Origin of the sequence: Pseudomonas sp. REB1044, assembly GCF_038813925.1 — a bacterium.
Classification (GTDB): domain Bacteria; phylum Pseudomonadota; class Gammaproteobacteria; order Pseudomonadales; family Pseudomonadaceae; genus Aquipseudomonas; species Aquipseudomonas boreofloridensis.
Genome location: NZ_CP046139.1, coordinates 3,668,781 through 3,690,979, shown reverse-complemented (window position 1 = coordinate 3,690,979; position 22,199 = coordinate 3,668,781). Strand labels below are relative to the sequence as shown.

Here is a 22,199-nt window from a genome sequence, read left to right as displayed (position 1 = left end):
ATACTGGCCAGCACATTTGTCCTACGCCTGGCAGGTATTGGGGACGATTCATACAAGGGAACAGGTCCATGCTTCGAATTCGCAAATTGGTTCTGGCTATCGCGGCCGCTTCGGCGCTGTCGTCCGGCATGGCCAATGCACTCGGTCTTGGCGAGCTGACCCTCAAGTCGGCGCAGAACCAGCCGCTGGACGCCGAGATCGAGCTGCTCGATGTACGCGACCTGACCCCTGCGGAGGTGGCGCCTAGCCTGGCGCCCGCCGAGGAGTTCGCCAAGGCTGGCGTGACGCTACCGGCCTATCTGCAGGACCTGAGCTTCACCCCGGTGATCAACCCCAACGGCCGCAGCGTGCTGCGTGTCACCTCCAGCAAGCCGCTGCCTGAGCCTGTCATCAAGTTTCTGGTGCAAGTGATGTGGCCGCAAGGGCGCCTGCTGCGTGACTACAGCGTTGCGCTCGATGCGCCGCAAGCTGCCACTGCCGCGCCAGCGCAGGGAACCGTCAACCCGGCGACCACTGCGGGCAGCTACACCACCCGTCAGCGTGACACGCTCTGGCAAATCGCTGCGCGCAATACCCAGGGCGGCTCGATTCAACAAACCATGCTGGCGATCCAGGCTTTGAATCCTGACGCCTTCATCGGTAACAACATCAATCAGCTCAAGACCGGACAGGTGCTGCGCCTGCCGGATCAGCAGCAGATCCGCGCCATCCCCCAGGGCGAAGCGATTCGTGAGGTGGCCGAACAGTACGCTGCCTGGCGCGAAGGACGGCGCCTGGGGCCTCGCGCTCGGCAATTGGACGCGACCCGTCGTGGCGCCGCCGATGCTGCCCCGGCACGGATTGCCCAAGGCGATAACCTGCGCCTGGTCTCACCGAATAACCAAGGTGCGGCGAATGACGCCAAGGCCCTCAGCGACAAATTGGCGGTCGCTCAGGAGAGCCTGGATACCAGTCGCCGTGACAACGAAGAACTGCAGAGTCGAATGACCGATCTGCAAAGCCAGTTGGACAAGCTGCAGCGCCTGATCGAACTGAAGAATGATCAACTGGCGCGTCTGCAGGCTCAAGGTGACGCGGCGCCGGCCGCTACGGTAGCGCCGCCGCCGGTCGAGCCTGCGGTGAATGCCCAACTGACGCCTGCCGAACCTGGGGTCGTACCCCCTCCGGCTGCGGTCGATACCGCGCCGGTGCCGGAGCCAGAGACCGCTGCTCAGCCCCAGACCGAACCGAGCATGCTCGACGATCTGCTGGGTAATCCGTTGTTGCTGGGACTGTTGGCCGGTTCGGCGTTCCTGGTCCTGCTGCTGCTGTTGCTGCTTCTGGCGCGCAAGCGCAAGGCGCAGCAAGAGGCGGAAAAACATCTGCGCATGGCGCGGGCGCTGGCCGAGGACGACGAGCGCGGGCCGGACCCAGACTTGCCGCCAGGTAGCTTCGATGGCCTGGACGTGTCTGCCCCCACGGTGACCCTGTCGCCGGCGGTGGTGGCGGCCTCTGCAGCGGCCGCCGCCGCGGCTGAGAAGCCGGTCGCTGCCAGTGCGCCTGTGGTTGCCGATCGCTATGCGGCACTGTTGGCCGAGGTCGATGACAGTGTCGCCAAGGGGCGTCTGAACCACGCCGCTAGCCTGCTTGAACCTGTTGTGGCTGCTGAGCCGCAGCGCAGCGACCTGCGCCTGAAGTTGATGGAGGTCTATGCGCGTCAAGGCGATCAACACGCCTTTGCCGAGCAGGAGCACCAATTGGCCGACACCCCGGAGAATCAGGGTGAAGTCGAAGGCATCAAGCAGCGTTACCCGGCCATGGTTGCCGTCGTGGCTTCGGCGGCAGCCGTCGGGCTCGGCGCCGCCGCTTTGGCAGCAGAGCAGGATGAGCAATACGTCCAGGAGCTGTTGCAGGACCCAGAGCCGCTAGTCGAGGCGCAGCCTGAGCCCGTGCAAGCCGTCGAGCCCGAGCCGCAGGACGCGAGCGAAGCTGACGTCGAATCCATCACGGCCACGCCGGATTTGGGCGACGACTTCGACCTGAGCCTGGATGACGACCTGCTGTTGGACGAGCCGCTCAATGCGCCGGTGCTCGACGCCCCAGAAGCACCGCAGGTCGACGAGATGCAGAGCGGCGCAGACGACGATTTCGAGGCGCTGCTGGCGCAGGCTCAGGCGCAGTCCCAGCCACTGGATGATCTGGCGGACTTCGACCTGGATGTCGGTGAGCCTGCTGCTGCCACGCCAGCCGCAGACAGCGAGACGCCCGTTGATGTCGCTGCCGAGCTTGCAGCGTTCGACGAGATTCCTGAGTTCGATCCGATTTCCGAACTGGAACTGCCGGAGGACTTCGACCTGTCGTTGTCGCTGGATGACGAAACACCTGCCGACAAGCATTTCGCGTCTGAGCTCGATGATGTCAACGCCGAACTGGACAAGCTTTCGCAGAGTCTGGCGTCGCCTTCGCTGGAACCGCATTTCACCGCCGAGGATGCGGCGCTCGAGCCCGAAGCCCTGGACGACCTGGATTTCGATTTTTTCTCCGGGACCGATGAGGTGGCGACCAAGCTGGACCTGGCGCGTGCCTACATCGATATGGGGGACCATCAGGGGGCCCGTGACATCCTCGATGAAGTGGTCAAGGATGGTGACGATACCCAGCGTCAGGAAGCCGAGGACATGCTCTCGCGTCTGGTCTGACAGGCAGCGTGCTTGAGGTGGATGACGGCAGCCCAGTGGGCTGCCGTTTTCTTTATAATGGCCGCCTTTCGATCAGCTCCACAGGTTTGGCTTTCTTGGACATCAACGACATCGAGGCGGCCGAGTCGGCCGCTGAAGGCTACTCGCGCATCGCCCTGGGCGTGGAATACAAAGGGTCGCGCTATCGCGGCTGGCAGCGTCAGGCCAGCGGCGTGCCCAGTGTCCAGCAGGCGCTGGAGCAGGCGTTGTCGAAGGTCGCCGACGCGCCGATCAGCGTGGTGTGCGCCGGGCGCACCGATGCCGGTGTGCACGGTTGTGGTCAAGTGGTGCATTTCGACACGTGCGCGGTGCGCGACGAGCGCGCCTGGACCTTGGGCAGCAATTTCAACCTGCCCCACGACATCAGTGTGGTCTGGGCGCGGCCAATGCCTGCGCACTTTCACGCACGATTCAAGGCTACCGCTCGGCGCTACCGGTACGTGATCTACAACGATCCGATCCGTCCGGCGCACCTCGCCGAGGAAGTGACCTGGAATCATCGCCCGCTGGACATCGCCGCGATGGCCCAGGCGGCCGAGTACCTGCTCGGTACTCATGACTTCAGCGCGTTTCGCGCCAGCCAGTGTCAGGCGAAGTCGCCGATCAAGCACATCCATCACCTGCGTGTGACGCGCCACGGTCGCATGATCGTGCTGGATGTACGTGCCACCGCTTTCCTGCATCACATGGTGCGCAACATCGCCGGCGTGCTGATGACCATCGGCGCCGGCGAGCGGCCGGTGGAGTGGGCGCGGCAGGTGCTGGAGGGGCGCAATCGGCGCGAAGGCGGTGTCACTGCCCACCCCTACGGCCTTTATCTGGTGCAGGTGGAGTACCCGGACGAGTTCGCGCTACCGCAGCGTTACATCGGTCCACACTTTCTCACCGGCTACGAGTCGCTGTCCGACTGACGGGCGATACGTCATTTGCTAACATCCGGCCCTTCACCGATCACCCAGGGTTGTCGTCTATGAGCATCGTGCGCACCAAGATCTGTGGCATCACCCGCATCGAGGATGCCCTGGCGGCTGCCGAAGCGGGAGCCGACGCCATCGGCTTCGTGTTCTATGCCAAGAGCCCGCGCGCGGTGGATGTACGCCAGGCCCGGGCCATCATCGCCGCGCTGCCGCCTTTCGTCACCACCGTGGGCCTGTTCGTCAATGCTTCGCGTTGCGAACTGAGCGAGATCCTCGAAGTGGTCCCGCTGGACCTGCTACAGTTCCACGGCGATGAAACACCGGCCGATTGCGAGGGGTACCATCGTCCGTGGATCAAAGCGCTGCGCGTGCGCCCGGGCGACGATCTGCAGGCGGCTTGCGAGCACTACCATGGCGCCCGCGGCATTCTGCTCGATACCTACGTGCCGGGTGTGCCGGGCGGTACGGGTGAAGCGTTCGACTGGTCGCTGGTGCCGGCAGGCCTGAGCAAGCCCATCATTCTGGCCGGAGGATTGTCGGCGGGTAACGTCGCTCAGGCGATTCGCCAGGTTCGACCCTATGCGGTCGATGTCAGTGGCGGGGTCGAACAGGCCAAGGGCATCAAGGATGCGGGCAAGATCGATGCCTTCCTCGAGGCGGTCAAGCTGGCATGAGCTTGGATGTGACGGTTGGCCGTGCGCCATCGTCCATAGCTATCGCAGCGCGATGCTGCCCGGCCGGCCCTGCGGGGCGGGCCCTCAGAACACGCGGCGCCGCGGGCGTCGGCGTACAGGTTGAAGGTGGAGTGGTGCAACGGGTGGTCCCGTTGGCCGGTCCATCATCGTTTTGAACACGATTTTGAGCTCAAGGGTCGGGGCAGGGCAGGCGACAGTCAGCCCGCCACCGGCCGAAACGGGAGAAATAGAGCATGAGCAACTGGTTGGTAGACAAACTGATCCCTTCGATCATGCGTTCCGAGGTGAAGAAGAGCTCGGTACCGGAAGGCCTGTGGCACAAGTGCCCATCCTGCGAAGCCGTGCTGTATCGTCCGGAGCTGGAAAAAACCCTCGACGTCTGCCCCAAGTGCAATCATCACATGCGCATCGGTGCCCGTGAGCGTATCGATATCTTCCTTGATGCCGAAGGGCGTGCCGAATTGGGTGCCGACCTGGAGCCGGTCGACCGTCTGAAATTCCGTGATGGCAAGAAGTACAAGGACCGCCTGACTGCTGCTCAGAAGCAGACGGGCGAAAAAGATGCCCTGGTGTCGGTGAGTGGAACGCTGATGGGTCTGCCGGTTGTCGTCAGTGCCTTCGAGTTCTCGTTCATGGGCGGTTCCATGGGCGCCATCGTCGGTGAACGGTTCGTCCGCGCTGCCAACTATGCGCTGGAACACCGTTGCCCGATGATCTGCTTCTCCGCCTCGGGTGGTGCGCGCATGCAGGAAGCGCTGATCTCGCTGATGCAGATGGCCAAGACCTCTGCGGTGCTGGCACGTCTGCGTGAAGAAGGCATTCCGTTCATTTCGGTGCTGACCGATCCGGTCTACGGCGGTGTATCGGCCAGTCTGGCCATGCTCGGTGACGTCATCGTCGGCGAGCCCAAGGCGCTGATCGGCTTTGCCGGCCCGCGCGTGATCGAGCAGACCGTGCGCGAGAAGCTTCCCGAGGGCTTCCAGCGCAGCGAATTCCTGCTGGAGCACGGCGCCATCGACCTGATCATTTCGCGTCAGGAACTGCGTCCGCGCCTGGCCCGACTGCTGGCGCAAATGACCGGCCAGGCCACGCCTGAGCAGGCCCAAGAAGCCGCCGTCGTCGCGTGATGAGCGAGCGTACCCTGGGCGAGTGGCTCGCTTACCTGGAACAACTGCATCCCTCGGCGATCGACATGGGCCTCGAGCGATGCCGGCAGGTGCTGGCGCGCCTCGACCTGGGGCGCCTGGCTGCGCGAGTGGTGACGGTAACCGGCACCAATGGCAAAGGCTCGACCTGTGCCTTCGTCGCCGCGCTGTTGCGCGCCCAGGGGCTCAAGGTGGGCGTCTACAGCTCGCCGCACCTGGTGCGCTACAACGAGCGGGTACAGATCGATGGCAACGAGGCCAGCGACCGTGACCTGTGTCGGGCCTTCGCTGCCGTAGAGGCCGCGCGTGGCGAAATCTCCCTGACCTATTTCGAGATGGGTACCCTGGCGGCCTTCTGGTTGTTCAGTCAGTCGTCCTTGGATGCCGTGGTGCTTGAAGTGGGGCTGGGCGGGCGTCTGGACGCCGTCAACCTGATCGATGCCGACCTGTCGCTGGTGACCAGCATCGGCGTGGACCATGTCGACTATCTGGGCGATACCCGGGAGCAGGTGGCCTTCGAGAAGGCCGGTATCTTCCGCCAAGGCACGCCAGCCTTGTGCGGCGATCTCGACCCGCCCCAGCCGCTGCTGGACAAAGTGTCCGAATTGGCTTGCCCGTTCTTCTTGCGCGGGCGCGATTTCGACCTGGCGAGCACTGACGCACATTGGCAATGGCGTGGTACCACGCTCAAGGGTGAGGCGGTGGAGTTGGTCGATCTGCCCCAGCTCGACTTGCCGATGGAGAACGCAGCCCTGGCAGTTCAGGCGTACCTGCTAATGGATCTGCCCTGGGTTGCGTCGGATATCCCCCAGGCGCTGCTGGGTACTCGCATGACCGGCCGCCTCGACCGTCGCACGGTGACGTGGCGCGGCCAACGATTGGAATTGCTCCTGGATGTCGGCCACAACCCCATGCTGCCGAGTACCTGGCACGCCGCTTGGCCACCTGGCCTGTCTCCGGGCGCCGCCTGGCGGTGTTCGGGCTGCTGGCGGACAAAGATCTCGAGGGCGTGGTCGCACCGTTACTGCCGCTGGTCGATTCCTGGGCGGTGGCGCCGCTTGAGACGCCGCGCAGTCGCACCGGGCAGGAGCTTGCCATGGCCTTGACGAACCACGGCGCGACGGTGAAGTCATATGCCAGTGTCGCCGCTGCCCTCGAAGGGCAATGTGCGCAGGCAACGGCAGATGACCAGATCCTGCTGTTCGGTTCGTTTTTCTGCGTCGGCCAGGCCCTCGAATGGCTTGAGCGGCAGGCCCTGGAGGATGGAGTAGATGGCAGTGCTGGATAAGGGAATGAAGCAGCGCATGGTGGGTGCGCTGGTGCTGGTGGCGCTGGCGGTGATCTTCCTGCCCATGCTGTTCACCCGTGAGGACGAGATGCGCCAAGTGCATGTCGAAGTGCCTCAAGCCCCGGCGATGCCAAGCCCGTCCGAGGTCAAGGTCGAGCCGGTCCAAGTGCCTGAGCCTCAGCCGCTGCCCGATCTTTCCGAGCAGGCGCCGGTGGTGGTCGATGAGTCCACAGCGCCTCCCAGCGCTCCCAGCCAGCCGATCACGCCGTCGCCGTCGCAGAACGCCCAGCCCGCCGCCGCCAAGCCTCAGGCGCCCGTTGCCGAGGCCAAGGTCGAAAGTCGTGCTGCACAACCGGCTGCCCAGCCCCTGCGGTCAGTGCAACGGCCAGCAAGCCGGCGGCGGCTTCCAAGGTCGATGCCAATGGTTTGCCGGTGAGTTGGTCGATCCAATTGGCCAGCCTGTCCAATCGTGCAGGCGCCGACACTCTGCAGAAAACCCTGCGCAGCCAAGGCTACAACGCCTACATCCGCTCCAGCGGTGGACTGAATCGGGTATTCGTCGGCCCGATCATTGACCGTGCCGAAGCCGAGCGTCTACGCGATACGATCAACCGCCAGCAGAACCTCAAGGGCATCGTTGTGCGCTTCCAGCCTGAGCGCGGTTGAGTCCATGCGGCCCTGTTCCGCCTGCGCTCAAGCGTCGGCCGAACAGGGCCTTTTTGTGCGCGCGGGTGGGGTGCCGAGGCTTGTCAAGTTGTCTTGGGAGTCAAGCTGCAAGCCTGCAACGGCGTGACTTTCCGCTTACCCCACGCCCTTTGCTCTGCTAAAATGCGCCGCCTCAAACGTCTGCAGGCCGTACCGTGGCATTTACCTGGGTTGATTGGGCGATCATCGCGATCATCGCCATTTCCTCACTGATCAGTCTCAAGCGCGGTTTCGTCAAGGAAGCCTTGTCCCTGCTCATCTGGATCGTTGCCGGCGCGGTGGCGTGGATGTTCGGCGGGTCTCTGTCGCAGTACCTGGAAAGCTATATCCAGACGCCTTCGGCACGGGTCATCGCAGGCTGCACCATTCTCTTCATCGCCACGCTGCTGGTGGGGGCGATGATCAATTTCCTCATCGGCGAGCTGATCCGCGTGACCGGGCTGTCCGGCACCGATCGCTTTCTCGGCATGGCCTTCGGCGCTGCGCGCGGAGGCTTGCTGGTGGTGGTGGCCGTCGGGCTGCTCAGCCTGGGGCCGGTACAACAGGATTCGTGGTGGCAGGAATCACGCCTGATACCACAGTTTCTATTGGTCGCCGACTGGTCGAAGAACCTGATCCTGGGCTTCGCGGGTCAGTGGATGTCCAATGGGATCAGCTCACCGGTTGATCTTCCGTTCAAGGAACAGTTGCTCGGACCTTCCCGGTCCTGAGCGCTTTTCACTCCGTTTCATCAAAGTAGGGGTTGCGTCGCATGTGTGGCATCGTCGGTATCGTCGGTAAGTCGAACGTCAATCAGGCGCTGTATGACGCGCTAACGGTCCTCCAGCACCGCGGCCAGGACGCTGCCGGTATCGTGACCAGCCATGATGGCCGGTTGTTCCTGCGCAAGGATAATGGCCTGGTGCGCGATGTATTCCAGCAGCGCCATATGCAGCGCCTGGTCGGTCACATGGGCATCGGCCACGTGCGCTACCCCACGGCGGGCAGCTCGACGTCGGCCGAGGCCCAGCCGTTCTATGTCAACTCGCCGTACGGCATCACCTTGGCGCACAACGGCAACTTGACCAACGTCGAGCAGTTGGCCAAGGAGATCTACGAGTCCGACCTGCGCCACGTCAACACCAACTCCGACTCGGAAGTGCTGCTCAACGTGTTTGCCCACGAGCTGGCCGTACGCGGCAAGCTGCAGCCGACCGAGGACGATGTGTTCGCGGCGGTTTCCCATGTGCACAGCCGCTGTGTCGGTGGCTACGCCGTGGTGGCGATGATCACCGGCTACGGTATCGTCGGTTTCCGTGATCCCAACGGCATTCGTCCGGTGGTCTTCGGCCAGCGCCACACCGACGAAGGCGTCGAGTACATGATTGCCTCCGAAAGCGTGGCCCTGGACGTGCTGGGCTTTACCCTGATCCGCGACCTGGCGCCGGGCGAAGCGGTGTACATCACCGAAGACGGACAGATGCACACCAAGCAGTGCGCTGATGCCCCCATGTTGCAACCGTGCATCTTCGAGCACGTCTACCTGGCCCGCCCCGACTCCATCATGGATGGCGTGTCGGTGTACAAGGCGCGTCTGCGCATGGGTGAGAAGCTGGCCGACAAGATCCGTCGCGAGCGCCCCGAGCACGACATCGACGTCGTCATCCCGATTCCGGACACCAGCCGCACCGCAGCCCTGGAACTGGCCAACCACCTGGGCGTGAAATTCCGTGAAGGCTTCGTCAAGAACCGTTACATCGGCCGCACCTTCATCATGCCTGGCCAGGCGGCACGCAAGAAGTCGGTACGGCAGAAGCTCAATGCCATCGAATTGGAATTCCGTGGCAAGAACGTGATGCTGGTGGACGACTCGATCGTGCGCGGCACCACCTGCAAACAGATCATCCAGATGGCCCGCGAGGCCGGGGCGAAGAATGTCTACTTCTGCTCCGCAGCGCCCGCTGTACGCTACCCCAACGTCTACGGCATCGACATGCCGAGCGCTCACGAGCTGATCGCCCACAACCGTACCACTGAACAGGTGGCCGAGTTGATCGGCGCCGACTGGCTGATCTATCAGGACCTCCCGGACCTGATCGACTCGGTCGGTGGCGGCAAGATCAAGATCGAGCATTTCGATTGCGCGGTGTTCAACGGTGAGTACGTCACCGGCGACATCGACGACGTCTACCTGGAGCGGATCGAACAGGCGCGCAATGACGCTGCCAAGGTCAAGACCCAGGCCGTCAGCGCGATCATCGACCTGTACAACAACTGATCTGCACTTTGTGAGGAGTACGGCATGACGGATCAATGGGAGGCCGGACGGCTGGACAGCGACTTGGAGGGGGTCGGTTTCGACACCCTGGCAGTGCGCGCCGGCCAGCACCGGACGCCTGAGGCCGAGCACAGCGAAGCGCTGTTCCTGACCTCCAGCTATGTGTTCCGTACCGCAGCCGATGCGGCTGCGCGGTTTGCTGGTGAAACGCCAGGTAACGTCTATTCGCGCTACACGAACCCGACGGTGCGCGCCTTCGAGGAGCGCCTGGCGGCGATGGAGGGGGCCGAGCAGGCCGTGGCCACCTCCACGGGCATGGCGTCGATTCTGGCCGTGGTCATGTCGCTGTGCAGCGCTGGCGATCATGTGCTGGTGTCGCAGAGTGTCTTTGGCTCGACCATCAGCTTGTTCGAGAAGTATCTCAAGCGTTTCGGCCTGCAGGTGGACTACGTGCCGCTGGTCGACCTGGGTGCCTGGAAGAGTGCGCTGAAGACCAACACCAAACTGTTGATCGTCGAGTCGCCGTCCAATCCACTGGCCGAGCTGGTGGATATCCGCGCGCTGGCCGATATCGCCCACGCCGGTGATGCGATGCTGGTGGTGGACAACTGCTTCAGCACGCCAGCGCTGCAGCAGCCTCTGAAACTGGGCGCCGACATCGTCTTCCATTCCGCGACCAAGTTCATCGACGGCCAGGGCCGTTGCATGGGCGGTGCGGTAGCCGGGCGTGCCGAGCAGATGAAGGAAGTGGTGGGTTTCCTGCGCACCGCAGGCCCGACGCTCAGCCCCTTCAATGCGTGGATTTTCACCAAGGGCCTGGAGACGCTCAAGCTGCGCATGCGTGCGCACTGCGAGAGCGCTCAGGCCTTGGCCGAATGGCTGGAGCGCCAGGACGGTATCGAGAAAGTGCATTACGCGGGTCTGCCCAGCCATCCCCAGCATGAGTTGGCCAAACGGCAGATGAGTGGCTTCGGCGCGGTCGTCAGCTTCGAGGTCAAGGGTGGCAAAGAGGGCGCCTGGCGCTTCATCGACGCCACTCGGGTGATCTCCATCACCACCAACCTGGGTGACAGCAAGACCACCATTGCCCATCCGGCAACCACTTCCCATGGTCGCCTGACGCCACAGGAGCGCGAAGCTGCCGGTATTCGTGACAGCCTCATTCGCGTGGCCGTGGGGCTGGAAGACGTGGCCGATCTGCAGGCCGATCTCGCCCGCGGCCTGGCCGCGCTGTGATCGACTGGCCAGGTGAGGCGCCCGACCACAACGGTCGGGTCGCCTTGGTGACCGGTGCCGCGCGCGGCATTGGTCTGGGCATCGCCGCCTGGCTGATCTGCGAAGGCTGGCAAGTGGTGCTCACCGACCTGGATCGCCCACGCGGCGCCAAGGTGGCCAAGGCACTGGGCAGCAATGCCTGGTTCATCGCCATGGACGTGGCCGACGAGGCCCAGGTCATCGCGGGCGTCGCCGAGGTGCTCGGCCAGTTCGGTCGTCTGGATGCGCTGGTGTGCAACGCGGCCATCGCCAATCCCCACAACCACACCCTGGAAAGCCTCAGCCTTGTGCAGTGGAACCGGGTGCTGGCAGTCAACCTCAGCGGTGCGATGCTGCTGGCCAAGCATTGTGCGCCGTACCTGCGTGCCCACGGCGGTTCGATCGTCAACCTGGCGTCGACCCGCGCCCGTCAGTCTGAACCGGATACCGAGGCCTATGCCGCGAGCAAGGGTGGCCTGGTTGCCCTGACCCATGCCTTGGCCATCAGCCTGGCGCCGGAGATTCGCGTCAACGCGGTGAGCCCCGGCTGGATCGACGCACGCGACCCGTCGCAGCGCCGCGCCGAGCCTTTGAGCGACGCCGACCACGCCCAGCACCCGGCAGGTCGGGTAGGGACTGTGGAGGATGTGGCTGCGCTGGTGGCCTGGTTGCTGTCGCGTCAGGCCAGCTTCGTCACCGGCCAGGAGTTCGTGGTCGACGGCGGCATGACCCGCAAGATGATCTACAACTGAACGGCAAGTTTTAAGCGGCAAGCTACAAGTAGGAGCGCTGTCGAGCCTGCCGGCGCGTTCACATGCGATCAGGCTTTTTCTCGCCACTTGCGGCTTGAAGCTTTCCGCTGTTTTTGAAAAAAAACTCAACAGGGCTATTGACTTAGCTTCGGCACCTGCGTAAATTTCGCGGCCTCAGCGAAGCAAACGCAACAAGCAACATCGCGGGGGTGATTAGCTCAGCCGGGAGAGCATCTGCCTTACAAGCAGAGGGTCGGCGGTTCGATCCCGTCATCACCCACCACTTCCTGAGAGTTCCTGGACCGGAACGCTTCCAACGAAGCTTTCCAGCAGAGAGGAACAGGACGCAAGTCCACTATGCGCAGCGGTAGTTCAGTCGGTTAGAATACCGGCCTGTCACGCCGGGGGTCGCGGGTTCGAGTCCCGTCCGCTGCGCCACTTCTTCAACGGATGGGTGAGATTCACCGGTCCGTGGTCATAAGGCAAATCCTTAAGGCCAGATCCTAGTTTCAAGCAGGCCTCGGCCTGTGAGATACGCAGCGGTAGTTCAGTCGGTTAGAATACCGGCCTGTCACGCCGGGGGTCGCGGGTTCGAGTCCCGTCCGCTGCGCCATCTTATGCTTCGAAGCCCTAGAACTCTTCGAGGCGGCAATCAAGGCGATGAAACGAGTCGCCTTTTTTGTGCCTGCAACGCCAGCGTCTTGCGCCGGCGAGCAGATCCCAGTTTCAAACAGGCCATGGCCTGAGCGATACGCAGCGGTAGTTCAGTCGGTTAGAATACCGGCCTGTCACGCCGGGGGTCGCGGGTTCGAGTCCCGTCCGCTGCGCCATATTCGCCTCGAGGTCACTGAACGCCTCGAAGCTCAAATCAAGCGACCTGAGGGTCGCTTTTTTTATGCCTGCCATTAGAGGCCTGGCCAAAACCTTGCAGGTGCGATGCTGAACGCATCTTCATCGACCGGCGGTTCCTGCCATCGAGGGATGTGTTGCACAATACGCCCCATTCGTTTACCCGGAATCGACAATGTCCAGATCTAACGTCTGCGCAGCGCTCGGGCTGGCCCTGACGCTGGCGGGCCTCGCCGGCTGCGCCACGAAGAAGGCAGCGGTCTACGAGCATGAAAACTTCGCCGACTCAGGCACCTTCTCGCGCACCTTCGCGGTGGGGGAGGCCGGTTCATGCGAGGCAGCGCGCCGAGCCTTGCTGAGTCAGGGCTACATCATCACCAGCAGCGATGCCAATCAGGTGGCAGGCAACAAGAGTTTCCAGCAGAACGCCGAGAACCATCTGCAGATCAGCTTCAACATCACCTGCGTGCCGGACAGCAACGACGAGCAGCGCTCGACCATCTTCGCCAACGCCTTGCAGGACCGCTACGCCCTGAAGAAATCCAACACCTCGGCCAGTGTCGGTGTGGGCGTGCTGGGCTCGTTGTCGATGCCTATCGGCTCCACCGACGATTCCATGGTCAAGGTCGCCAGCGAAACCGTGTCCTCGCCGCAGTTCTACGACCGCTATTTCGCGTTGGTGGAGAACTACCTGCCCAAGCCGCGCACGTCGAGCAGGCTCGAGCCGCAGGCCGAAGCACCAAAGGCGCAACAACCTGCGCAGGCGTTGGGACTGCCGGAGCCCGCGGGGCTGACGCCGGCCAATCCTCCGGCAGCGGCGGCGGCACCGGTCAGCCCCGTCCAGGCGGTCCCGCAAAGTCCAGTCGAGCCTGCACCGGTGCCTACGGCGAATCAGACCTCGGCAGCCCCAGCCCTCGACGACAGTCAAGGTTCCCAGCCCGTGGCGCCGCCGGCCGATCCCGCGCCCCTCCAGGTGCAGTCTCCAGCGCCCGCCAGCGACGAGCAGACCGCACCGCTGCAACAGAGCGAGTGAACCTCTCGCCGATGTCCTCGCTCATACGCTTGTCATGATGTTTTAACCTGGCCCGCTTAGCGTGACGGCCACAGACGAGAAGATGAGCGAGAGGACGCAGGCCCATGGACGATTATCAGGAAGAGTTGCTCGAGTTCCAGGCGTACGAACTGGACATCCCCGAGCAGGCAGAAGACGCCACCGAGCTTTAACCCATTCGCCGCTGCTGGCGGCGAAACTCCCCCGGCGTCAGGCCCGTCCAGCGCTTGAATGCGCGCTGGAAGGCCTCTGCCGAAGCGAACCCCAACAGATAGGAGATCTCCCCGAAGGCCAGCGCGGTATCGCGGATGTAGGTCTGCGCGAGGTCGCGCCGTGTGTCGTTGAGCAAGCTACGGAAACTCGTGCCCTCTTCAGCGAGCTTGCGCCGCAAGGTCCAACTGGGCATGTGCAACTGTTGCGACACCTGCTCCAAGTCAGGCTCGCGTCCACCGCTGAGCAAGGGGCCCAGCAGATGAATGATGCGCTCGCTCAGGCTGCGCACTCGGGTACGCTGTACCCACTCGGCCTCGCACAGTTGCAGCAAATGTCGCCAGGTGCTGGGGCAGTGCTGCGGATTGCGCGCATCGAGCACCTCGTGGGCAAGGTGCAGTTGATTGCAGCCGGCAGCGAACTGCACGGGCGCACTGCACAGGCTTTGATACTGGGCGCAGTACGCAGGCGCTTCGAACTCGATGTCCAAACGGTCAGCGATGGCGGGTGTGCCCGTCACGGCTGACAGTTGCGCCAGCCACCCGGAAAGCACCGAGTCGACGACGAAGCGGTTATAGGCGTTGTAGGGGCTGATCGAGTAGAACCGCAGCCAGGCGCCCTGTGGGTCTTCGATGAACGCAGAGCTGCCCCGGTAGTTGGCGGCATACAGTGGCTCGAAACGCAGCAGTGTGTGCGCTGCTTCGCGCACGGTCGGTGCCTGCGCGGCGGTCACGCCGGCCAGGCCTGCCTGCGCCAGCCGGCTGAGGCGGCCCATGTGCAGACCCAGCGCCGGCTCGCCACACAGCTCGATGGCCGCATGACCCAGGTGCATGTAGCGCGGGATCGACAGGCGTGCCCCGGCCTCATCCAGGCGCGGTGCATCCAGGCCGTAGCGCTGTAGCAAGGGTGCCGGATCATGGCCCAGTTCACGCATGGCTTGGGTCAAAGGCTGGACGAATCCGACTGACAGATCACCCAGGCGCACGCGCTCGCGCATCAATCTACAGCCACAGGTTCAGCAGGCGCGCGCCCGGGCTCGGTCGGCCCATCAACTGCTCGCCTGCCTGGTTGGCGAAACCCTGGCCGTCGCTGCCCAGCTCCCAGAACTGTCCTCGCATGAACACGCTGAGGCTGGGCAGGCCAGGGTTGGCCGCTCGGGTCAACTGGTGCCACGCCCTCTCTTCGCTGGTCTGGCCCTTGGCCAGCGGCAACTCAGCCGCCGCAGCTTGATGGCGATTGCCCCGCCACGGTTGTTGCCAACTGCCCTTGCCGCTGAGAAATACGGGGTTGGCGATCAATTGTGCCGATTGGCGCACCAATTGTTCGTGGTTGCGCGGGTACCAACTGTCGCTGCCGACCAGCACCCCCAGGCGCCCGGCCGGGGTCTGCAGCACGTGCAATGGGCGTGACTGGCCATCGTCGATGTAACGCCGTGCTTCACTGTCGACATACTGCTGCAACTGCGGTTGCCCAAGCGGCGCGCCGTCACTGGCGAACACCAGGCTGCTGTTGTACAGCGGGCCGCTGCCGACCTTGAGTCGGCCTTCTTCGACGTAGGGCGCTGGCAGCACGATGGAACCGGCCACCAGGGTGACGCCGAACTCGCGGGCCAGACCGCCGAAGAGCTGTTGATAGTCGGCCGCCATCTGCCGCGCCTTCATGCGCAGATGCGCGTCTGAGCGACGGTCGTCGCCGGTCGCGGCCAGCATGGCCAGGCCGTAGTGCAAGGGGTTGCTCAATTCCAGCCACTGCCAGGCGTCGCGCAAGCGAGTGACCTGGTACAGCTCGTTCTTCTCGCCGCGCGCCCACAGCCAGGTGCCGATGTGCTCGGGCAGCACCACCACCGTGCGCGAGCTGACCAGGCCCTGATCACGGGCTTGACTCAGGTAAGCCGAGAGCTTGCGGTGCAGGCGTTCGAGGTTTTGGTAGTCGCTAGGGTAGAGCAGCGGCTCGATCCCCAGCAGATTGCCACGATCGCCAGGCACGCCTTGGTCGAGCACCCGCTCGATGCGCAGGTCGGAGAGGTAGTGGCCTTCCGGGCGCTGCTGGGTCCAGAACGCGTAGCCGCACAGGGCGGCGATCATCACCAGCGCCAAGGCGCTTGCCAGAAGTTTGCGCATGAAGCGATACGGCACCTTGAAAGGACGGTGTCCTAGGGTAGTCGCGCTGCACGTCAGGATCAACGAATTGTCAGTTTCGATCATTGAGCCCGTTCAAACGCCTGTTTAATGTCACTGCCAGACAACCGACGGGGCCCGGACGAGGCGCCCGCATTCCGTGATCATGCCCTCTGTGGAGACCTCCATGGCCGCTCAACACTATCCCCACCTGCTGGCCCCTCTCGACCTGGGCTTCACTGTTCTGCGCAACCGCACCCTGATGGGCTCCATGCACACCGGTCTGGAAGAGCGTCCCGGCGGCTTCGAGCGCATGGCCGCCTATTTTGCCGAGCGTGCGCGCGGCGGCGTCGGCCTGATGGTGACCGGCGGCATCGCACCGAATGACGAAGGCGGTGTGTACGCCGGTGCCGCCAAGCTCAGCACCGAACAGGAGGCCGAACAGCATCGTCTGGTCACTGACGCGGTGCATGCCGCAGGCGGCAAGATCTGCTTGCAGATCCTGCACGCCGGACGCTACGCCTACAGTCCCCGTCAGGTCGCCCCGAGTGCGATCCAGGCGCCGATCAACCCGTTCAAGCCCAAGGCGCTGGACGAAGAGGGCATCGAGAAGCAGATAGGCGATTTCGTCAACTGCGCGCGCCTGGCCCAGTCCGCAGGTTACGACGGGGTCGAGGTGATGGGCTCGGAAGGCTACTTCATCAATCAGTTCCTCGCCGCCCACACCAACCAGCGTACCGACCGCTGGGGTGGCAGCTATGAGAACCGCATGCGCCTGGCGGTGGAGATCGTGCGCCGGGTGCGCGAAGCGGTGGGCCGCGAATTCATCATCATCTTCCGCCTGTCGATGCTCGACCTGATCGAAGGTGGCAGCGACTGGGCGGAAATCGAGCAGCTGGCCAAGGCCATCGAGCAGGCGGGTGCAACGCTGATCAACACCGGTATCGGCTGGCACGAGGCACGGATCCCGACCATCGCCACCAAGGTGCCGCGGGCGGCGTTCAGCAAGGTCACTGCCAAGCTGCGCGGCACGGTGGGCATCCCGTTGATCACCACCAATCGCATCAACACCCCGGAGGTGGCCGAGCGGGTACTGGCCGAGGGCGACGCCGACATGGTGTCCATGGCCAGGCCTTTCCTGGCCGATCCCGAATTCGTCAACAAGGCCGCGCAGGGGCGCGCGGCAGCGATCAACACCTGCATCGGCTGCAACCAGGCCTGCCTGGATCACACCTTCGGTGGCAAGCTCACCAGTTGCCTGGTCAACCCACGCGCCTGCCACGAGACCGAGCTGAACTACCTGCCGGCGGCCGTGGCCAAGCGCATCGCCGTGGTGGGCGCCGGTCCCGCTGGGATGGCAGCGGCCAGCGTGGCGGCCCAACGCGGTCATCAGGTGACCTTGTTCGACGCGGCAGCTGAGATCGGTGGCCAGTTCAACGTCGCCAAGCGTGTGCCGGGCAAAGAGGAGTTCAACGAAACCCTGCGCTATTTCGCCAACCAACTGACTCAGACCGGTGTGCATCTGCGCTTGAACACGCGGGTGGGTGTCGATGACCTGGTGGCAGGCGGTTTCGACGAGGTGATCCTGGCCACCGGTATTACTCCGCGCACCCCGGCCATCCCCGGAGTCGAGCATGCCAAGGTGCTGAGCTACCTGGACGTGCTGCTTGAGCGCAAGCCGGTGGGTGAGCGCGTGGCGGTGATTGGCGCAGGCGGCATCGGTTTCGATGTGTCCGAGTACCTGGTGCACGCTGGCACCGCCACCAGCCTCGACCGAGAGGCGTTCTGGCGCGAATGGGGCATCGACACCGATCTGCGCGCCCGTGGTGGTGTAGCGGGGATCCACCCCGAGCCGCAGGCGCCGGCACGGCAGGTCTACTTGCTGCAACGCAAGAAGAGCAAGGTCGGCGACGGCCTGGGCAAGACCACTGGCTGGATTCATCGCACCGGCCTGAAGAACAAGCAGGTGCAGATGCTCAACGCCGTGGACTACCTGAAGATCGACGACGAAGGCCTGCACGTACGCATTGCTGACGGCGAACCACAGGTGCTGGCGGTGGACAATGTGGTCGTCTGCGCCGGCCAGGAGCCCTTGCGCGAACTGCATGACGGGTTGCTGGCCAGGGGCCAATCGGTACACCTGATCGGCGGCGCCGATGTGGCCGCCGAACTCGACGCCAAGCGCGCCATTGACCAAGGTTCGCGGCTGGCCGCCGCCTTGTGAGGGCTCTACATAGTTAGCACCGGCGGCGGTTGGGCCCTCGGCAAGCTCCAGGCTTTTCGCTTGGAGAGTGCCTCATGTCCTCGCTCGATCTGTCCGCCGCGCTGCTGGCGCAACTGCCAGAGGGCCTGCCCGACGTCCACAGTCTGCCGTCGCTCGACACGGCGGCCCGTGCCTTGTTCGAAGCCCGCCTGCCCGGCGTGCTCGACCTCGATCTCTACCTGCTGCAGCTAGGCCCTGCCGATGAATCGGGGCAACGCGCAGTGCTCGCGGCCCGTTCGTTGTTCGAGTTGCTGCAACAGGCTCGTCAGGGGCAGCCGGCGGCGCCAGGCGACTTCGAGCCGGCTGACGCGGCGCTGTCGTTGCGTGCCGATACCGTGCAGTTGCCAGAGACGATGCCTGACCTGACCCTTAAGCAACTGCGTGAGGCGTTGCAGCAGATCGATGTGCAGCGTGTCGCGGCGCACTGGGCGGCTGACGCATCGACCTATTGGGACGTGCCGCAACGCGTGTCCGAGAACAGTCGGCGCTTGGCCTTGCAGATTCAGGTGCGCCAAAGCCTGCGCGAGACCGTGGAATCCTTCGCAGCGGCTGGGTGGATCGTGCCTGAGGCTATGACGTTGGTCGAGGACATCGTCGCGCACCCGCGTTTGGTTGATCGCAGCACCCGACGCGGTGTCTACGCACTGGTCGCGCGGACTTGGGGCGATGGCCAAGAGGTGCTTTTGCCTGGTGTGATGGCGGTGTGCACCGAGCCTGCGGGCTATCAGCCAGCGCTCGGTCGAGTGACCGAACGGCAGACCCTGACCGGTACTACGGTGCTCTATTGCACCGGCTATTTCGGTTTCGTGCGAGCCCATGCGCACTTGCAGGAGGCGTTGCATGGGATAGCGATGGCATTGGCGGGGCCGGGGCCCTGGTTGCAGGCGCTGCTGCGTCGATTGGGCGCTGTCGATCAAGCGCGGATCCTTGGCGAGCGTGCCCGCTTGGGCGGTGGCTTCGAGCTGTTCGCTCGGCCTATCGACGACAACCCGTTCGAAGCCCTGGCCGAGCAGCAGATCGCCGCCTGGCGCAGCAATGTAATGGCGAATGGACGTTCGCTGTGGAACCCGCAACTGGGGCTGGATGCATCACCCCCGCGTGCACTGCACGACCTGCAGGCCTTCGTTGCACATCGACAGGCGTTACGTGCTCAGTTGCCGATGGGGCTGCGCCAGCTCACTACCACGCGTCAGGCGCAGTTGGACACCTTGATCCTGTCGCTACTGGAACAGCAGGCCCAGGCCGAGCGCTTTTGGCTGGCACTGCCGTCTTTCGAGAGCTTCGCCCGCCAACGCATTGCTGATGCCTTGGCCGCACGCGGCTTGGCCATCGACCCGGCGCAGGTCAAGGTGATGATCACCATCACGCAATTCTCAGCAGAGACGATCGGCTCGGAGCTTGCGCCGGGCGTCGAGCTCGAGCGGGGGCATGTCCAACCCAGCGTGGTCGAGTGCACGCTGGTGGAATACCTGGCGATGCGCATGCATGCACGTGCCGATGCCACCTGGCAGGTCCAGTTCGAGGGCCTTACGGTCATCCAGGCCACACGCCTGAACGGGTCCTATCTGGAGAAGTTAGGGCAGCAACTCGATTTGCCTGGGCGCTATGCGCAGTTGCTCACCGATGCGATGCGGCCGACCACGCAGGCGGGGTTCGAGGCGAGCCGCACCGCCGCGCTGTCGCAGTTCGAAACGCGGTTACGCCTGGATGCGCTGCTGGCCAACGCCTGTGGCGTGCTCGACGACTCGGGGCATAGTCTGGTGCTCGAGGTGCTTGCGCCCTCCGAGTCGCCACGCAATGGCGTGCGGGCGGAGGGCCTGGCGATCGGTGGTAACTCGCTGCGGGACGTGCTGATCTTCTCCAGTCGTGGTGAGTCTTCCATCCTCTGCTATTTTCCGGATCACCCGTCTGGGCAGCCATTCAGGCGCTGCCAGTCGCGCAGCGCGCTGGTCGCAATACTGCGCCAGGAACTGGCGGGAATCGGCATGCTATCAGCCTGGCAGGCAACGCTGCGGTACTGGCTGTCGCGTTTCGGCAAGCATCAGCAGGCTGCCGTCTATCCCCTGTTGCGGCTAATCGCCGAAGGCAAGGGCGGAGCGCAGATCGCCACGGTCGTGATCGACAAGCCACTCGCGCAGCAGGTCTTCGATTACCGGCTCGCCTTCCTGGCTGCCGAAGCCGACAGCTTGGCCTTATCCGACGCAGAACTGGCACTTGAGCGTGGCTTGGAAATCGCCGTGGCGATTTTTCGTCTGCTCAGCGTGGTGTTTCCGGCGCGCGTGATGACGGTATTGGACCTGGCCGAGTTAGGCTACTACCTGTTCAACGGCTATGCCGCCTACGCTCAAGGCCAGCGTCAGGAGGCAGGCGAGTACGTGATACAGGCCCTGACCAGCATCACCGGGCTGACCAATGCCCGTTTTCCCACGCTGATCCCGGCAGCGCGCGCTCAGGCTCCGGTACGTCTGCAGTCGGTGGGCGCGCGTCTGAGCTTGACGCCGGTGCCGAGCTCACCGGCCATGTCCGGGCTGGTGCGGATCGAAACAGGGGTGCGCGAAGGCCTGTTTGCCGCCGACGGCAAGCTCCACGTCCGGCTGGACGGCCGCTACTACCGGGTCTATGAGGTACACGACAGCCTGGAGGGCATCTCGCGTTTCTACCTGGGCGACGGTCAGGGTCCGCTGGCCCGTTCGCTGTTTTCCAATCCTGATACGCGTGTCGAGCGCATTGCTGGCTCGCCGCGTTGGCACGTCATGCCGAAGCTGCAACTGCGCGCCGGCATGCCGATGGTGCCGGTAGGGCGGGCACCGGCACTGCTGCATCTACGTGGGATCAACAGCAGTCAGGTGCGCGATGGTGTCGAGCATCGTCTGCACGATGGTCAGCGCAGTCAATTGGTGTATTTCGACCTGGATACCTGTCGCTGGTATTCGGCTGACAACCGATTGTTCTATGAATACGATGCGTTAGCCGCCCGTCATCGCAGCGTTACCAGGCCCACGCGCCTGCCCAGTGAACTCGAACGCCAGCAGGCACGTTACGAGTTGGAGTGCGTCGATCGCCCGGTGTTGCCGATACTCAAGTCGGCGGCGCTGGGCGAGGCAGTGCCCAAGGCCATTCATCAGATATGGATCGGTAGCGCCGCTGCGCTGATCGCTGCCCACGATGCCACGCTCAAATCCAATGTGGCGTTGGCCCGACAAAGCGGCTACAGCCTACAGGTGCATTTTCTGGGTGAGGGGGGGCGGCTGCGGACCTTGACGCAATTGACCCGCCTGCGTCTGCGTTACCCCGGCGCGACATTCGTCAACCTGGCCGGCGAAGCGTTCTATACCCCGTTCAAAGCCAGCGCTCAGGGGCGAGTGTTCGACGCTTTTCTGCAACCACAGTGGCGTAATTACGCCGCAGCCAGCGACGTGTTGCGCTACCGCTTGCTGTTCGAACTGGGCGGGGTGTACCTGGACATGGACGACCGCCTGCTCAAGCCGCTCGAAACGATCAGCTTGCGGCCGGGACAGTTGGCCGTTGGCGCGGTGGTGGAAAACTATCTGCTCATGCTCAAAGGGCCGAACAACAGCCACTTCGCCAGCCTGGCAGGGAATCCGTTGCTCGACGCGATGCAGGCCGAAATCGTTCGGCGTTTCGATCAGGCACGGTTGCCCGAACAGCGTCCACTGCACGATCAGCCCGGCTTCACCGCGTACATGCGGGAGATTTCCGCGATCAGCGGTCCACGGTTGTTCAACGACATGCGCCATCTGGCCGATGCCGAGATCGCTGCCGTGGACGCAGCCAAAGGCTATGTTTTCGATCTGATCGGGCAAGGCGTGTTGGCCGAGCGCGAGGTGATGCAGTGGATCGAAACCGCCGAGGTGCTGCACCCGACGCTGGAGCGCTTCATCGATGTGGGCAATGCGCACAGTTGGCGAACCACCCGGCGTTGAGCTGTTAATCTTGGGCGCCTTGCCGCTGTTCGACG

The 22,199-nt window shown here is 63.9% G+C and carries 13 protein-coding genes, 4 tRNA genes and 2 pseudogenes; 17 read left to right on the top strand and 2 right to left on the bottom strand.

Translation table 11 applies throughout. From position 1 onward, the window contains the following. Positions 1-68 precede the first annotated feature (68 nt). The 15 genes and pseudogenes from GKC70_RS16785 (at position 69) to GKC70_RS16715 (ending at position 13,612) form a co-directional block, all read left to right on the top strand. The gene (locus tag GKC70_RS16785; RefSeq protein ID WP_342649342.1) at positions 69-2,678 is read left to right on the top strand and encodes a FimV/HubP family polar landmark protein; all 2,610 of its coding nucleotides are present in this window, start codon (positions 69-71) and stop codon (positions 2,676-2,678) included. Between the two features lie 101 nt (positions 2,679-2,779). Next, positions 2,780-3,628 carry a tRNA pseudouridine(38-40) synthase TruA gene (truA, locus tag GKC70_RS16780; RefSeq protein ID WP_162889585.1) on the top strand — a complete coding sequence of 283 codons (849 nt, stop codon included), beginning with the start codon at positions 2,780-2,782 and terminating at the stop codon, positions 3,626-3,628. 59 nt (positions 3,629-3,687) lie between these two features. Beyond that, the gene (locus GKC70_RS16775; RefSeq protein WP_342649341.1) at positions 3,688-4,308 is read left to right on the top strand and encodes a phosphoribosylanthranilate isomerase; all 621 of its coding nucleotides are present in this window, start codon (positions 3,688-3,690) and stop codon (positions 4,306-4,308) included. Between the two features lie 254 nt (positions 4,309-4,562). Next, positions 4,563-5,456, top strand: a complete 894-nt coding sequence (accD, locus tag GKC70_RS16770; protein WP_342649340.1) for an acetyl-CoA carboxylase, carboxyltransferase subunit beta — start codon at positions 4,563-4,565, stop codon at positions 5,454-5,456. Further along, positions 5,456-6,762, top strand: a pseudogene (folC, locus tag GKC70_RS16765) (bifunctional tetrahydrofolate synthase/dihydrofolate synthase). The gene accD and the pseudogene folC overlap by 1 nt, the downstream one beginning before the upstream one ends. Beyond that, positions 6,746-7,428 (top strand): annotated as a pseudogene (locus tag GKC70_RS16760) (SPOR domain-containing protein). Before folC ends, GKC70_RS16760 begins: the two co-directional pseudogenes overlap by 17 nt. Before the next feature lie 194 nt (positions 7,429-7,622). Beyond that, positions 7,623-8,177: a CvpA family protein gene (locus tag GKC70_RS16755; RefSeq protein WP_342649339.1), complete on the top strand. Its 555-nt coding sequence runs from the start codon at positions 7,623-7,625 to the stop codon at positions 8,175-8,177. Between the two features lie 41 nt (positions 8,178-8,218). Continuing rightward, complete coding sequence (purF, locus tag GKC70_RS16750; RefSeq protein WP_342649338.1) at positions 8,219-9,724, top strand: amidophosphoribosyltransferase; 1,506 nt, start codon at positions 8,219-8,221, stop codon at positions 9,722-9,724. A 24-nt stretch (positions 9,725-9,748) separates the two neighbouring features. Continuing rightward, positions 9,749-10,960, top strand: a complete 1,212-nt coding sequence (locus tag GKC70_RS16745; protein ID WP_342649337.1) for an O-succinylhomoserine sulfhydrylase — start codon at positions 9,749-9,751, stop codon at positions 10,958-10,960. Continuing rightward, entirely contained in the window at positions 10,957-11,730 is a 774-nt protein-coding gene (locus GKC70_RS16740; protein ID WP_342649336.1) for an SDR family oxidoreductase, read from the top strand. The genes GKC70_RS16745 and GKC70_RS16740 overlap by 4 nt, the downstream gene beginning before the upstream one ends. 207 nt (positions 11,731-11,937) lie before the next feature. Next, positions 11,938-12,013, top strand: a tRNA-Val gene (locus GKC70_RS16735). 78 nt (positions 12,014-12,091) lie between these two features. After that, positions 12,092-12,168: transfer RNA gene (locus tag GKC70_RS16730), tRNA-Asp, on the top strand. Between the two features lie 98 nt (positions 12,169-12,266). Next, positions 12,267-12,343, top strand: a tRNA-Asp gene (locus GKC70_RS16725). Between the two features lie 140 nt (positions 12,344-12,483). Further along, positions 12,484-12,560 (top strand) — tRNA-Asp (locus tag GKC70_RS16720). 194 nt (positions 12,561-12,754) lie between these two features. Then, positions 12,755-13,612, top strand: coding sequence for a DUF2242 domain-containing protein (locus GKC70_RS16715; RefSeq protein WP_342649335.1), 858 nt, complete (start codon positions 12,755-12,757; stop codon positions 13,610-13,612). 187 nt (positions 13,613-13,799) lie between these two features. Here the strand turns inward: GKC70_RS16715 and GKC70_RS16710 are convergent, their stop codons facing one another. Further along, positions 13,800-14,840: an AraC family transcriptional regulator gene (locus tag GKC70_RS16710; protein WP_342649334.1), complete on the bottom strand. Its 1,041-nt coding sequence runs from the start codon at positions 14,838-14,840 to the stop codon at positions 13,800-13,802. A gap of 1 nt (position 14,841) precedes the next feature. Continuing rightward, positions 14,842-15,960: a nitrilase-related carbon-nitrogen hydrolase gene (locus GKC70_RS16705; RefSeq protein ID WP_342649333.1), complete on the bottom strand. Its 1,119-nt coding sequence runs from the start codon at positions 15,958-15,960 to the stop codon at positions 14,842-14,844. A gap of 184 nt (positions 15,961-16,144) precedes the next feature. Here GKC70_RS16705 and GKC70_RS16700 point away from each other — a divergent pair, with 184 nt between their 5' ends. Both GKC70_RS16700 and GKC70_RS16695 read left to right on the top strand, forming a co-directional pair. Then, positions 16,145-18,181 carry an NADPH-dependent 2,4-dienoyl-CoA reductase gene (locus GKC70_RS16700; protein ID WP_342649332.1) on the top strand — a complete coding sequence of 679 codons (2,037 nt, stop codon included), beginning with the start codon at positions 16,145-16,147 and terminating at the stop codon, positions 18,179-18,181. Positions 18,182-18,255: 74 nt separating this feature from the next. Then, positions 18,256-22,164, top strand: a complete 3,909-nt coding sequence (locus tag GKC70_RS16695; protein WP_342649331.1) for a DUF6543 domain-containing protein — start codon at positions 18,256-18,258, stop codon at positions 22,162-22,164. Positions 22,165-22,199: the final 35 nt, after the last annotated feature.